The organism is Pantoea allii (genome assembly GCF_046529425.1).
GTDB lineage: Bacteria > Pseudomonadota > Gammaproteobacteria > Enterobacterales > Enterobacteriaceae > Pantoea > Pantoea allii.
Genome location: NZ_CP125958.1, coordinates 2,857,625 through 2,870,894 on the forward strand (window position 1 = coordinate 2,857,625; position 13,270 = coordinate 2,870,894).

At 51.4% G+C, this 13,270-nt stretch carries 16 protein-coding genes; 8 read left to right on the plus strand and 8 right to left on the minus strand.

Annotation, left to right across the window (positions count from 1 at the left end; translation table 11 throughout):
- Positions 1–332: 332 nt before the first annotated feature.
- The gene (locus tag QNH99_RS13470) at positions 333–2,390 is read right to left on the minus strand and encodes an EAL domain-containing protein (protein ID WP_172897656.1); all 2,058 of its coding nucleotides are present in this window, start codon (positions 2,388–2,390) and stop codon (positions 333–335) included.
- 884 nt (positions 2,391–3,274) lie between these two features.
- Positions 3,275–3,538, minus strand: a complete 264-nt coding sequence (locus QNH99_RS13475) for a hypothetical protein (RefSeq protein WP_158086992.1) — start codon at positions 3,536–3,538, stop codon at positions 3,275–3,277.
- Positions 3,539–3,972: 434 nt separating this feature from the next.
- Between QNH99_RS13475 and QNH99_RS13480 the strand changes: the two genes are divergently transcribed.
- Positions 3,973–4,596: a pyridoxamine 5'-phosphate oxidase family protein gene (locus QNH99_RS13480; protein WP_063879205.1), complete on the plus strand. Its 624-nt coding sequence runs from the start codon at positions 3,973–3,975 to the stop codon at positions 4,594–4,596.
- A gap of 240 nt (positions 4,597–4,836) precedes the next feature.
- Here the strand turns inward: QNH99_RS13480 and QNH99_RS13485 are convergent, their stop codons facing one another.
- Positions 4,837–5,166, minus strand: coding sequence for a DHCW motif cupin fold protein (locus QNH99_RS13485; RefSeq protein WP_410516804.1), 330 nt, complete (start codon positions 5,164–5,166; stop codon positions 4,837–4,839).
- A 208-nt stretch (positions 5,167–5,374) separates the two neighbouring features.
- Positions 5,375–6,343, minus strand: coding sequence for a D-2-hydroxyacid dehydrogenase family protein (locus QNH99_RS13490; protein ID WP_410516805.1), 969 nt, complete (start codon positions 6,341–6,343; stop codon positions 5,375–5,377).
- A gap of 310 nt (positions 6,344–6,653) precedes the next feature.
- Here QNH99_RS13490 and QNH99_RS13495 point away from each other — a divergent pair, with 310 nt between their 5' ends.
- From QNH99_RS13495 to QNH99_RS13510, 4 genes are read left to right on the plus strand one after another with little or no spacing between them, the layout of a single operon-like run.
- Positions 6,654–7,232: a cytochrome b gene (locus QNH99_RS13495; protein ID WP_410516806.1), complete on the plus strand. Its 579-nt coding sequence runs from the start codon at positions 6,654–6,656 to the stop codon at positions 7,230–7,232.
- A gap of 13 nt (positions 7,233–7,245) precedes the next feature.
- A complete protein-coding gene (locus QNH99_RS13500; RefSeq protein ID WP_096012413.1) occupies positions 7,246–7,797 on the plus strand; it encodes a tetratricopeptide repeat protein in 552 nt (183 codons plus the stop codon).
- A complete protein-coding gene (locus QNH99_RS13505) occupies positions 7,778–8,335 on the plus strand; it encodes a sigma-70 family RNA polymerase sigma factor (protein ID WP_109716139.1) in 558 nt (185 codons plus the stop codon). The genes QNH99_RS13500 and QNH99_RS13505 overlap by 20 nt, the downstream gene beginning before the upstream one ends.
- The gene (locus QNH99_RS13510) at positions 8,332–9,147 is read left to right on the plus strand and encodes an anti-sigma factor family protein (protein ID WP_109716138.1); all 816 of its coding nucleotides are present in this window, start codon (positions 8,332–8,334) and stop codon (positions 9,145–9,147) included. Before QNH99_RS13505 ends, QNH99_RS13510 begins: the two co-directional genes overlap by 4 nt.
- Positions 9,148–9,179: 32 nt before the next feature.
- Here the strand turns inward: QNH99_RS13510 and QNH99_RS13515 are convergent, their stop codons facing one another.
- Positions 9,180–9,755, minus strand: a complete 576-nt coding sequence (locus QNH99_RS13515; RefSeq protein ID WP_096012410.1) for a YceI family protein — start codon at positions 9,753–9,755, stop codon at positions 9,180–9,182.
- A gap of 121 nt (positions 9,756–9,876) precedes the next feature.
- On the opposite strand from QNH99_RS13515, the gene QNH99_RS13520 reads away from it, so the two are divergent.
- On the plus strand, positions 9,877–10,041 hold the full coding sequence (locus QNH99_RS13520; RefSeq protein WP_410516807.1) for a hypothetical protein: 165 nt from the start codon (positions 9,877–9,879) through the stop codon (positions 10,039–10,041).
- Between the two features lie 27 nt (positions 10,042–10,068).
- Positions 10,069–10,626 (plus strand): GNAT family N-acetyltransferase, encoded by a 558-nt coding sequence (locus QNH99_RS13525; protein ID WP_410516808.1) that lies wholly within the window; start codon positions 10,069–10,071, stop codon positions 10,624–10,626.
- 108 nt (positions 10,627–10,734) lie between these two features.
- Here QNH99_RS13525 and QNH99_RS13530 read toward each other — a convergent pair whose 3' ends face one another.
- A complete protein-coding gene (locus QNH99_RS13530) occupies positions 10,735–11,193 on the minus strand; it encodes a putative T6SS immunity periplasmic lipoprotein (RefSeq protein WP_283355468.1) in 459 nt (152 codons plus the stop codon).
- A 440-nt stretch (positions 11,194–11,633) separates the two neighbouring features.
- Between QNH99_RS13530 and cspA the strand changes: the two genes are divergently transcribed.
- Positions 11,634–11,846: a transcription antiterminator/RNA stability regulator CspE gene (gene cspA, locus QNH99_RS13535; RefSeq protein ID WP_063879191.1), complete on the plus strand. Its 213-nt coding sequence runs from the start codon at positions 11,634–11,636 to the stop codon at positions 11,844–11,846.
- Between the two features lie 179 nt (positions 11,847–12,025).
- Here the strand turns inward: cspA and QNH99_RS13540 are convergent, their stop codons facing one another.
- Together QNH99_RS13540 and excA are read right to left on the minus strand one after the other, a co-directional pair.
- On the minus strand, positions 12,026–12,211 hold the full coding sequence (locus tag QNH99_RS13540; protein ID WP_410515474.1) for a hypothetical protein: 186 nt from the start codon (positions 12,209–12,211) through the stop codon (positions 12,026–12,028).
- Positions 12,212–12,243: 32 nt separating this feature from the next.
- Positions 12,244–12,987 carry a plasmid IncI1-type surface exclusion protein ExcA gene (excA, locus tag QNH99_RS13545; protein ID WP_346742381.1) on the minus strand — a complete coding sequence of 248 codons (744 nt, stop codon included), beginning with the start codon at positions 12,985–12,987 and terminating at the stop codon, positions 12,244–12,246.
- Positions 12,988–13,270: the final 283 nt, after the last annotated feature.

Here is a 13,270-nt window from a genome sequence, read left to right on the forward strand (position 1 = left end):
TTCATACATCGACGATAAAGAGGGAACGGCGTACAGCACAGACCTTAAATTAGCTCAAACTACGCCGTCGGCATTTACCGAATGGCCGGGCGATGCGGATGCAGAACATTATCTATAAAGGTTGTGTAACGCACTGCCCGGCACGCCTGTCAGTATGGCCGTCAGTTATCAGGACAGTAATTGACGGAAGCTGTGCCCTAATGGCATCCCTGAAAAGAAGGCATGCGTTTTTTGTTATCGATCCCTCAGGCATGCACTTTCTTTCCAGTTAAAACCTGACCCGCGGCGCAAAATGTAAGCGCCGCCGGCAGGTCCTGATAAGGGCAAAGACTTCACTTCTGAATCCAGTAAGGCCCTGGCCTGCCAAAGAGATATCCCTGTAGCAGAGGACATTCATATTTTCTGAGCCACTCAGCCTGTGCAGGTGTCTCCACGCCCTCTGCGGTAACTTCAACCTTTAGTTGACGGCAAAGTGAAAGAACGGAACTGACGATAGCTGCCGCTCCGGCATCCCGGTGCAGGTCGCTGATAAATGACTTATCAATTTTTATCCTGCTGAAAAGTCCGGAGCTGAGGTGGCTCAGGGAAGAAAAACCGGTGCCAAAATCATCCAGCACCATATCAATGCCCGTCTCCCTGAATTTCCGTATCACTTCATAACTGAACTCGGGGTTGTCGAACAGCGCGGACTCGGTAATTTCGAGTTCCAGCCTGTTTGGATGCAGCCCACTATGAATCAGGACGTTTTTCACTCTGTTCGCCAGTTGCGGGTCTCTGAACTGTCGGGGCGAAATGTTTACTGCCACCCGCGCCTGTCCCGACCAGCCTGCCATGTCAGTACAGGCACGCGTAAGCGCAAATGCGCCGATATCATGGATAAGCCCGGTTTTTTCAGCAAGCGGTATGAAAACGTCAGGCGGAACGCTTCCCCTTACAGGATGATGCCAGCGCAGCAGGGCTTCATATGACACGACTTCTTCACTTACGCTGCACACAACGGGCTGGTAAAAAAGCTGAAGCTCACCGTTCTCCAGCGCACCACGCAGGTCGTTTTCCAGACTGAAGCGCTCTTTCGCTGAACTGGCAAGCTCATCTGTAAAGATGACCCAGCCATTACGTCCGGCTGACTTGGCCGCATACAGGGCGATATCTGCTGCCGATAACATGCTTTCAGCATCCCGCGCGTAGCCCGGAAAAAGGCATACTCCGAAGCTGCAACCCGACGTGACCTTGCGGCCTTTCAGCATGAAGGGTTCCTTCAGCACTGCGGTGAGGCGTGATACCGTTTCGCTTGCTTCTGCTGCTGAGCTTATACCCGGTAAGACGGCAACGAACTCGTCGCCGCCTGTGCGGGCCAGGATATCTTCAGGGCGCAGGACGGACTGTAGCCGCGCAGAAACATCAATGAGCAGTGCATCCCCTGTGGGATGGCCCAGAACGTCATTGATGCTTTTAAAGCGGTCAATGTCAGAGACCATGACGGCAAAGGGGCTGTCGCCACTCAGAAGCGTCTCCAGCCTGGGCATCAGGCCACGGCGGTTAAGCAGCCCTGTCAGTGGATCATGCAGTGCCAGGTGATTAGCCCTTGCCGCTGCCTGATACTCTGCCGTGACATCCAGTATGGTATAGAGAAGATAGTCCTCTCCGCCGCCCGAATTCAGCCTTTCTGCAGAAATCCGCAGTGAAAATTCCGGTGCGGTATCGTCTGAAGAGACAGTTTCACTGAACCCTTCATCGGGAAGGAGATCATAGGCTTGCCTGAACACAGCACTCAGATCGGCTGGCAACGCCTCAGGGATACCTGTCAGGGTATTACCGCTCAATACCAGCGCCTGCAGATGGGGCGAATTCATGGCTGTCGGGTTCGCGCGTATTATGCCACCCGATTTTACGTCACACAGAATGAGGGCGCAGGGCGTGTGGCAGAACACAGCGTCGAGCACCTTATTGGTGTCTGATAACTCTGTTTCCCTTTTCTGGATGACCTGTTGAGCGATGCGTAGGGCAGCCCTTTCCTGATAATCATGCGAAACGTCCCGCACGATTTTAATAAAAGCAGCGTGTTCTTTCTCAGATGGGTTGAGAAATTCTATTTCAACTGATGCACGAAATGTGCTGCCGTTTTTCCGGAGACGCCAGCCCTCGCCTGTAAACTTGCCATGCTCACGTGCATACCCCAGATCGGCCTCAGGTATGTTCCTGGCCTGTTCATCTTCATCGTAAAAAACCGAAATATGTTGCCCTCTGATATCACGGCTTTCCCAACCCTTAATCTCACGGCATCCAAGGTTCCAGCTCATCACCTCTCCGGTTGAAGAAAGAAGGTATATTGCGCAAAGCGACGTTCTGGCCACGGCGGCCCCCAGTTGGTCATTGGTTACGGATTTCATGCGGCTGTCCTTGATGAGTTCATCGACCTGCTCGGAGATGATCCTGCCTGTAAAATGAGTATCGGCCTCGCTCACCTGATATCGAGAAACAATTTTGTAAAATTTTAGCCTGAAGCTTAAAGACTACCGTTAATTCACTTCTGTTTAGCCTTAGCCGGTACCAGGCTTCATGACACCACCTATGGCTCTACCTGTCGGCACCTGCGCGAGTGCTACAAACATACCTTCAAATTTTCGGTTTAAGCGCTTTTTATCTCTGAGTATGTAAATAATCGAATTACGCTTTTTAAGGCAACTGTTATGCATGCCCGTCATTTTGAGTAAATAACCCACTGTCAGGAACCCTGCCCCGTTAATTAACACGGACTGACGTCAGGCACATCCGCGCCTGGTACACAGCTGTATGACAAAACCATATTGATTATTCAGGATTTTTACGCTCTGCAAATGGCTTATGCGCTGAGCTGATGCCCTGGCCACAGGTTATGGCAGGACGGCCCGCTGAGTTCCGCCAGACCGCTGCCATTTTGAGATTTTTCTGCCTTAAAGGCTATCCGGCTTAAATACTCACTTCACCTTTCAGAGGCAGCCCGGCGCCTGCCGGACCCATGATGCAGAAGACAATGAGCATAAATAACGTCACCAGACTCAGACGAATTTGTTCCGGCACAGGTTAGATATCTAACAGGGCTGACCAGCCCCCGCCGATGAGCACATCCCGATTTGAGCAATATGCGCTTCTTGCTCATAGCGGACTTTCTGCTTAGTCCGCTCGTCTGCTTCGTGCCAGGAGTGCACAAGGTAGTTGTGAATTTTGATAACGCTACGACTGGCGTTCGCGCGCGGGGTGACAGGACCGATTAGCCCCCTGCTGGAGGCTGCTCTTAATGGAGGTTTTCTTTAGCGCTGGCGCAAGCTGTGGGGCGCTGAGAGTAAAGGTACTCATACAGCAGCAGCATGCCTACCGGATTACCTTCGAGATTTTCGAAATCAACATGCGTTTTCTCCAGAAGATACTTTCTCAAATCCTCTGGAGAGATATTTTTATGGGAAGCCAGTGCCCGGCACAGTTGTGTCACTATCTCGCATTTTACTGCATAGGGCACTTCAGGATTATAAATTTCCGGAACAGAGTGGGTCTGATTCATTAAAATACCCTCTATAAGTGCTTGAAATGACTAGAGAGGCCAGAGTGCACGCCGATGTGAGATAAGATATAGCAAGTATCGAACCTCGTGTAAATGATCAAACTTATTGCCGTCAGGTCCGGACTCAGGACCTGGCTAGTCATCGTTTCATACCATAGAGAAGGTGCAGTAAAAAAAGTAGCTTTTGACGCTGATTGCCCGCTTTCCGCTCACAGCGGAGGGCAACCTGGAGCTATCTGATGTCCGCTGAGTGCCAGAAGCGAGCATCACCTAAGTAATATGACTATGCAACGCCAGCGTGCTGTAGGCATATACATTACATCAGAGAGGTTTTGGCTGATTCAAACCAGGCAGATCGTATTTCTGGCTCATCCGTCATGTTTTATTCATAGAACTCGTGCAAATTTGTCATTTTGAATGAAAGGAGCTTTAGGATGATTTATAAAGACATGGTAGTAAGAGATACTTTTGAGTTGGACAAGCTTTACGACGCTGTAGCCAAACCTTCCTTAATGAAAGTTACTGATCATATTCATCAGGCATACCGCCCTTTTATAGAGGCATCATCTTTTGTCGTCCTTGCAACTTCAGGGCCTCATGGGCTGGATATATCCCCAAGAGGCGATCCGGCCGGCTTTATGCATATTCATGATGCGAAAACCGTTTTTCTGCCTGACCGCCGGGGTAATAATCGTCTTGACAGTCTGCGTAATATTTTAACAGACAACAGGGTAGCGCTTCTCTTTCTGGTGCCGGGAATTGGAGAAACGATACGTTTAAACGGCACTGCTGAGATCTCTATAGACCCAACCCTACTGGAAAAATTTGAAATGAAAGGCCAGTTGCCTAAAACAGTGTTACGTATTTCAGTACAGAGTGTAATGTTTCAATGCAGTAGGGCTATCATCCGCTCGAAATTATGGGATCCTGCCATTCAGATTGACAGGAAAACCCTACCCAGCACTGGCACTATTCTGAAGATGATTTCACAATCAGAAATCGATGGAGATGCATACGATAAGGCCTTGCCGGACAGGCTGAAAAACACGCTTTATTGAACATTGACTAAAATTACCACTGGTGGATTCACTGATTTCACGGCAGGTCCGCATATTTACGTTCTGAACGGTAAGCGACGACAATAAGCCCCACCACACTAAACTTACGCTTATCAGGCCGCCCTGGTGCCTTTCTCATCAGAAAGCACCCTTCCCCAACAAGGTAATCTACGAAACAGCACTTCAATTTCCCCATCGCATGAAAAATCCATCCCACCCGCAATAAGGCTACCAATCCCATCAGTCAACGATAAACAGGGTTGCTCCCGCCGTGGTCGTTGAACGATGTGCTTCAGCATCGTCGGCAACCTGATAACTCACGCCGGGCGTTAATACAAATGTCCGTCCGTCATCCAGCTCTGTCACCAGCTCCCCTTTCAGACACAGAAGAATATGTCCTTTGATACACCAGTGATCGGCGACGTAGCCGGGGGAATACTCGACCATTCTGACCCGGATATCGCCAAACGTTGCCACGCGCCAGAGCGCGAATCCGCTTTCCCCCGGATGCCGTTCTTCCTCGATCTGTGACCAGTCGGTTATCCCAAAGGGGATGTTTTTCATCTTCATTTTTATGCCTTATTATCGAGGTTGAGTGGCTTAACAAACTTAAACCTTAAAAATTAAAAACCTTTCTTATCTTTTCACTTAATAAAAACCCTCATTAATACTCATTTTTTTGCCTTCTCTTAATATTTCTTAAGAGATTTATTATTTACCTTAACAACCGCACGGAATTGCGCTGCGCTAACGTAACGATCTGGCGCAGCCCTTCCAATTATCCCCGCACATCCGGGTTGATCACGTGGCTTGTATCACCCTCAAAAAAGCGCACCACGTTGTCGAACGCGGTTTTGAAATACAGCCTGTAACTGTCCTTCTCGACATAGCCGATATGCGGCGTGCAGAGCACGTTGGGCATCGATAATAACGGATGCGCCGGATCGTAAATCGGCTCTGCCTCAAAGACATCAAGCGCCGCAAAGCCCGGATGGCCCTGCTGGAGCGCACTCAGCAACGCATCGGCGGCCACCAGCTCTGCCCGGCTGGTGTTCACAAACAGCGCATCGGGCTTCATATGTAGCAGATCGTCGAGCGTAACGTTGCCCTGAGTTTCTGCCACTAAGCGCTGATGAACGGTTATCACATCGCTGGTCGCAAAAAACGCCTCACGGCTGGCAGGCACGATCAATCCCTCCTGCTGCGCTTCCTGCCTGGCGCGATCGCTGCCCCAGACCTGCACCTGCATACCAAAGGCGTTAGCGTAAGCCGCAATCCGCTTGCCGATTTTTCCGTAGCCCAAAATCCCTAACCTCTGATTGTGCACGCCCTGCCCCAGTTCCGCCTGCCAGTGTCCGGCGCGCATGGCGTTAACGGCCTGCACGAACTTTCTGCGGGCCGCCATGATCAACAGCCATGTCAGCTCCGCCGGGGCAACGGGCGAACCCACGCCTTCTACCACGGCAACGCCAGCCCGTGAACAGGCCGCGAGATCGATATTGCGGGCGATTTTGCCGGTCTGGCTGATGAGCTTCAGATTTGGCGTGCGCTGTAAAAAGGCGTCGTCGACGGTGGTGCGCTCACGGATCAGGATCAAGGCCTGGGCACTTGCCAGCGCGTCATCCGCGCCAGAATCCCGGCTGATATCCCCAATGGCAGTGCAGTGAAATTGGGGAAGGTTTTGCAGGCAGTCGAGGCCCGCCGTGACCAGCTGATAATCATCGGGAATGCAAACCTGTATCGTCATGAGAACGCGCCTTAAGAGTGGATTTGGCTTTTAACAACCGGGTGATAACTGCCCTACATCATTAAAACACCCTCCCGATGACGTCAATGTCCTTTCGCAGGATGCGCATCATCCGAATGGCTCACCGGCAACCAGAACATACCTGTGACGGCAGATGGCACTGCGTGTACAGAAATGGGCAACTCAGCCGTTTTCTTGCCCTTCCTGTGGTGAGTGACCTCACCCAAACGCAGTGCGTTAAAAAAATATCGAATAAAAATCCGCACAGATACGTTCACTCATCATAAACCTGACTGAGAGATCGCAAGCCATGATTCAAGCACAACCCAAAAAACCCCGACAGCGCTACGACAGCATGACCCTGGCGCTGCACTGGATTACCGCTGCCAGCGCCATCTTTTTATTTGCCAGTGCGCACATCTGGGAATGGCTGGAGCGCGGGACACCGCTCCGCAAGGGATTACAGTCGGTGCATATTTCCTGCGGGATCATCCTGGCACTGGTGATGGTGGTCCGGCCGATCTGGCGGCTGATGAGCCAACGCTCACCGCGTTACGCGATGCCTGCCGCGGCCATTTCTCGTCCGGCAAAATTCCTTTCACACTGCGTGCACGGTGCGCTCTATCTGCTGCTGTTCACACAAATTGTATTGGGCTTTATGTTTCGCTGGGCACAGCAGGAACCCTTTGGTTTTTTTGGCCTGTTCGATCTGACCGGGCTGGTGCATGTCGATCCCCTGCTCAAACATGCCCTGGGGGAATTACACAACAATGTCGCCTGGGCGCTGATTATTCTGGCCTCGTTCCATGCGCTGGCCGCCCTTATCCACCACTACGTTTTACGCGATAACGTGCTGCGCCGCATGCTGCCCGTTCGAACCTACCGTTAACTGGAGCACTACCATGAAAAACACCTCTTCACTGCTGCGTGCCACAGGCCGTAAGCTGCTGATTCCGGCCCTGCTGTTTGTTATCCACGCCAACCCGGCCCTGGCCGCAGGCGATGACAGCACCAACAGTAACATTCCCGACTGTCCGCGTGGGCAGGTTTACGACAGCAAGAGTAAACAGTGCGTTCCCGACAAGACGGCACGCCTGAGTGACGAAGACAAGACCAACTATGCCTATCATCTGGCAAAAAAAGGCGAATATCAGGCCGCGCTGACGCTGCTGGATAGCCTGAAACAGCCCAATACCGCAGAAGCCTGGAATTACCGGGGTTATGCCACCCGAAAACTCGGGCGTACCGACGAAGGTATCGGGTATTATCAACGCTCGCTGGCGCTTAACCCGCGCTATGCGAAAGTGCGCGAATACCTGGGCGAGGCGTGGCTGATTAAAGGCCGTCCCGATCTGGCAAAAGCGCAGTTGAAAACCATCGCCAGCCTGTGCGGTACAGGATGCGAAGAGTATCGTGATTTGCAGGCCGCCATTGATGGCCATCCGGAATCCTGATACGTACCATGAGGACAGTCACATCACTACCAGCGAAGTTCGTCAGCAGCTTGCTGCCCATCTGACGCGCCTGTGGCGCTACGGGCTGGTGCTGTCCCGAAACCACGACGTTGCCGAAGAACTCGTGCAGTCTACCTGTGTTCGCGCGCTCGAAAAGAGCGCGCAGTTTACGCCAGGTACCCGGATAGATCGCTGGCTGTTCTCGATTCTTCACTCCATCTGGATTTCCGATCTACGCGCCCGCCGCGTGCGGTTAGGACAGGGTTTTGTGGAAAGCGATGACCTGCTGGCCCCTGATACGCGGGAACGTGACGATGAACGCCTGCATTTTCAGAAAATCATGCAGCGCGTCAGCGCATTGCCAGAAGCCCAGCGCAATACCGTATTTTTAGTGTATGTCGAAGGATTTACCTATCAGGAAGCCGCAGAGACGCTGGCCGTGCCCATCGGCACCATTATGAGCAGGCTGGCAACCGCGCGTTCGGCGCTGGCAAAATCATTTGATGCTCAGGCCGCTGCGAAGGAGAAACGCTCATGAACAGGCTGCATTTTTCGCCCCCTTACAGTGACGAAGCCTTAGTCGCCTGGCTGGATGGCGAGATGGACCCCGAGGATGCACGCCAGTTTGCGTCGCTGCTGGAAAACGATGCGGAGCTGGCTGAACGCGTTGATGAACTGATGAAAAGCCAGCTCGACTTTGACGCGGCCTTTGCGCCCTTACTGGATAAGGCACCGGAAGCCAAACTGCAGCGCCAGCTCGACACGCTATTAGCCGCGCCAGGGCAGGAACCCGCTGCTGCTGCCGTTGCCGCCACATCGGGCGTCAGCCGTCGTTCGCTGATTGCGGCCTCGCTGAGTTTTCTGGTGATCGGATCGGGCCTGGGCTACCTTGCTCGCCCGGCTAAAACCAGGCTGAGCGAGAGCGAGAAAATTCGCGATCTCGAAGCGCAGTACATGTCACTGTACAGCGCAGAAACCCTGCTGGATGCGGATAACTCCCCTGCCGCGCTGCAGCATGGACTGGCGCGAACGGCGCAGGACATTGGCCTGCGTCTTCATGCCCGGCAGCTTGCCTTGCCGGATGCGGAATTAAAGATGGTGCGCATGCTGCGCTATGACAGCACGTCCATTGCACAGATTGCGTGGATTCATGCGGAATACGGCCCGATGGCGCTGTGCATTTCCCCGGACGAGCAGCCTGCCACGAGCGGCCTGCAGCGTGAGCAACGCCATGATATGCGCCTGGTCTGGTGGCATCATGGCGGCTACCAGTTTGTTCTGATAGGCCGCAACCCGGACGGGGAACTGGCCGCCAGTGCTGACGCCCTGAAAAAATCCCTCAACGCTTAACGGCCAGCGGCCTTGCTGGCGGTAACGCCGTTTCACGGCACGTGGCTGGCCTCTGCCTGGATATCAATATTGATGGTCACCGTATCATCCACCAGCGCGGTAAAACGATCCATATGGTAGGCCGAACGGGAAATCGTGGTCATCGCATGTAGCGATATCCTGTCCTCGCTCTGCGCAGTGCGATCGTGCTCTTCCATCGTGGCCTCCAGAATCACCGGCCGCTGCACGTCCTTGACCGATAACGAACCAAAAATTCTGAAATGGCCGTTGCCCTGCGCCACGATCCGGCTGCTGGTAAAAACGATATTGGGATAGCGCGGCGCATCAAAAAACATGCTGCTTTTCAGTTGGTAGGTCAGCAGATTGTTTGAGGCAATCAGCGTGGAGACCGGAATACTGACCTTCACATGATTATCCATTTCATTCGTCGGATTCAGCGCGACCTCGCCGGTCACGCCCGTTAATTTCGCATGTGAAATACCGCCAAAGGCGCGCCATGACAGCCCTATCGCGGTGTCAGGGGTGGAAATCGTGTAATAAAGTGAGGCGGCGTGGGATAACGGACTCAGCAGCAACCCAGCAACCAGAAAAGTAACAGCGCGCGTCATAACGGGATTCTCCAGTGAACAGACAACGCATAAACGCGCTAGGTAGCAACTTTATTCGATTAATACTTACAGTTATATAACATTCATGGGGATGTGGATCTCGCCCGGATGTGGAAACGGCATGATGGTGTACGAGGTGGACTCAGCATGCTGGGGAGATGAGCGGCTTTTGCTGATGCTGGCGCGCGAGCGCCGTTCGGCTTATCGCGGGCTGGAGGGGGAAGTTTGCTGCTCCCCACATCATGAAAAGTGGATGCCGCTGTTCCTCGCTTGTGATAAGAAATAAAAATAACCTGTGCACGGGAGATTTAATATGTATCTGGATGATATTCCTTTACATTTTCGGCAGCATAAAAATTTTTATCTGATTGCCCCTGACATGAGCCGTACAGAAGAAATGCAGCAAAAACTGAATGCGTTCAGTTCTCTTCATCATGAATTCTTGCTCTGGTCTCCGGGATTTCATTCTCTTGATTCTGTTAAGAAAAACATGGCGGAGGCGGCTGATAATTTTCTGAATGACAGAGAAGAATATAAATTTTTAATTATTGATCGTCAGTCAGATGAACTCGTGGGCTGTATTAGCTTATTCATCAGAAATCGCGCGATTCCTTACTATGAAATCGGCTACTGGCTCGCTACCGATGTGTTGGGGAAAGGCATAATGTCTGAAACATGCAAACAGGTCACAAACATAGCCTCAGCATTTTTGCAGGCAAAGAGAATCGAAATTCGTACGGCAGGACGTAACCTGCGCAGTCAGTCGGTTGCGTTGAAATGTGGTTTCAAACGTGAAGCCACTCTCGTGAACGAGCGCCTCGATGGCCTGGGGAGGATTGACGATACCTTTATCTACAGATATGACTGTTGACTCAAACCGCAACGCTTTCAGGTCGGGCTCTTGCGCCTTATCACCTTTCAGGACGGCGACTTTTTGTTGCCGGAATTGCGTTTGATCTTGTCTCTGTCATGTACAGTTTCACTGTAAATTACCCCGAATACAGGGATGCGGGTTTGGCTTTGATTTATGCGCGGTTGGGACAATCTTGAGATTGTTATCTTGCTCTACCACCCGGAAGGTCGAGACACAGGCTTTTCTTGTAGCCTTTTTATTCTCATCCTCTGCTTTTTTATTTACTTCAATATAAGTGAAATATTCTTGCCCGTTTTCAAATCTAAATTTTGCTGGCTGAATACAAAAAAGACCTGCTTTTGGTTGTTTTTCAGCCGGGAAAATGACCTGTTTATTATACGTCAGTGCTGATACAACGTCTTCGCAATACCAGTCCCGGAAATAAAGCTCGCCGTCAGGACTCATTGTGGTATTTCTTCCCTGAAGTTTGAAGGGAAAGTCACTGGCATGATGAATCCAGACGCGAGGATAAACGATGGAAGGACTAAAAACCGATCTTGCCAACGCTATCTCACCCAGTGTCATAAGCCTCTGACGCCCTTCATTATCACTCCTGCAATTCACCATAATTTTTCGTTTCACACGCTTAATGAGAGTTTCCGACTGGCAGCGTCTTAAGAGAACGTCCCCGATTCCTAACCTTTCGTGGACTTTAGCAAAAGCAGCCAGCGTCTCTGAGATTCATCACTCTCTTCCAGCAGCACGTTTCGAATAGCCGTTCAGCCTTCTGAACGTTCAAATAGACAGAAAAATAAAGGGTTTGCAAAATCAATTTCGCTGTGTCTTAATAGCGCATCGGTTTGGAACACAGACCTTATGAAGCAGTTTTAGTAAAGCAGTCCTCAGTTAAAGCGTTATCCAAAGATACCTTTCTTCGAGAGCCTCCTCCTAAGTGCCCAATAAGTAAATCTCAATGACAGGCCATAACCGCCGCACCTAGTGGCTCATCAATTAAGGAAATATCTATGTCTAACAAAATGACTGGTTTAGTAAAATGGTTCAACTCAGATAAAGGTTTTGGCTTCATTACTCCAGACGACGGTAGCAAAGATGTATTCGTACACTTTTCTGCTATCCAGAGTGATAACTACAAAACACTTGATGAAGGACAGAAAGTTTCCTTCACCATTGAAAATGGCGCTAAAGGTCCTGCAGCTGGCAACGTTACGCCGCTCTAACCTGCCTTCGTTATCAGCGGCGCTGACAACCGCGAGAAAGACATTGGTCTGCTCAGACCAGCTCTGCCGATAACAAAAAAACCCGCCTTGTGCGGGTTTTTTATTGCCTTGATGTCGTCCGCCCTCTGTTCTGCCTGTCCCCGCGGTCATCATTTAGCAGGCAATCCTGTAGGTAACACTCACGCCATTCCCCATCCCGTCATCTGGTAATGTCCTGCCCTACTCTTGTCCTTGTTTTTCTCACCATCGCCCTTACCGGTCCAGGCAGGATTAACAGAGATCGCTTTATAAAGCGGTATCTCTCGGGCATGCGCCATCAACCCGTAAGCGGCACGAAGGTGTCCAGAACAGTAACCAATTTTCATGACCTGACCAGAGGAGCTGTCAGCCGGACGAATCAGATGTCCTGAGGTGCGATAACATTGTGCGCATAAGGAATCAGGCGACTCTGCCGCCTGACATAGTGAGACCAGGATTCTCCGGCAGGCTCGGGATAACGTCTGTGTCTCATTGCCCTGAGCGTTTCGGCTATCAATCCCACTGATGCAGGATGATCGTATACGCACAGTGGTGATACATCCGTCCGGCAGGTGTGGATACGTAAACATGCCCCGTCCTGTTCACATTTCACCCAGTCATCCATGGTAAGCGCCACCACATCAGTGGTGTCCCTGTTCACCCTTCGTATGTAAAGCAGGGTGCCGCGATCGGTGTCCACGCCAAAATACTGACCTCGTTTTGTATCTACCACCTGATGCGCACGTGGGCTGAAACGATGGGGACAACTCAGAAGCGCAACCATGTGGCCGAGCACCTTACGGTGACGTAATTTGCTTAATCCGGCTGAAATCAGCGGCACGGCAAAGGCAACCCAGATGGCAACGAAAAGCGACAGCGTCAGATAATCACCTTTCCTGAGCAGTGACGGGATAATGAATACTGAAGGTAAAGTGATTAACAACGCGCAGGGAAAACACGTCATCATGTAGATCCTGAATACCTTTCGCCACAGGGGCTCTTTAACAGGATTTACCCTTTCAACCTGACTCATTATGACCTCTTCTACACCTGTCAAATTGTTCGCCGGGTTACCTAACGCCCGGCAGAGAGAGTTCGGGATACTGTGAGCCAGAAACCACATCGTCTGGCCGGTTCATCACACGCCGGGGCGCTGAATGAAGCCTGACTGAGTCGCTCACTGCCAACAACAGTCTCCGTGTTAACAAAACGCTGTACTGCTGTCACCCTTTGATAGCTGAGCATTCAGCTCGCTGGCGCTTTCCACGGGCGAAAAACCACCGGCCCCCGAATCGGGTCATTCTGCCCTGCTCCTGTTTCCAGGCTACGACCAGTAGCGTTTTCATGGTGATGATTTTTCCATATATTTTTCCAGATACGCAATATAACTTTCTTATTTCGTCCTT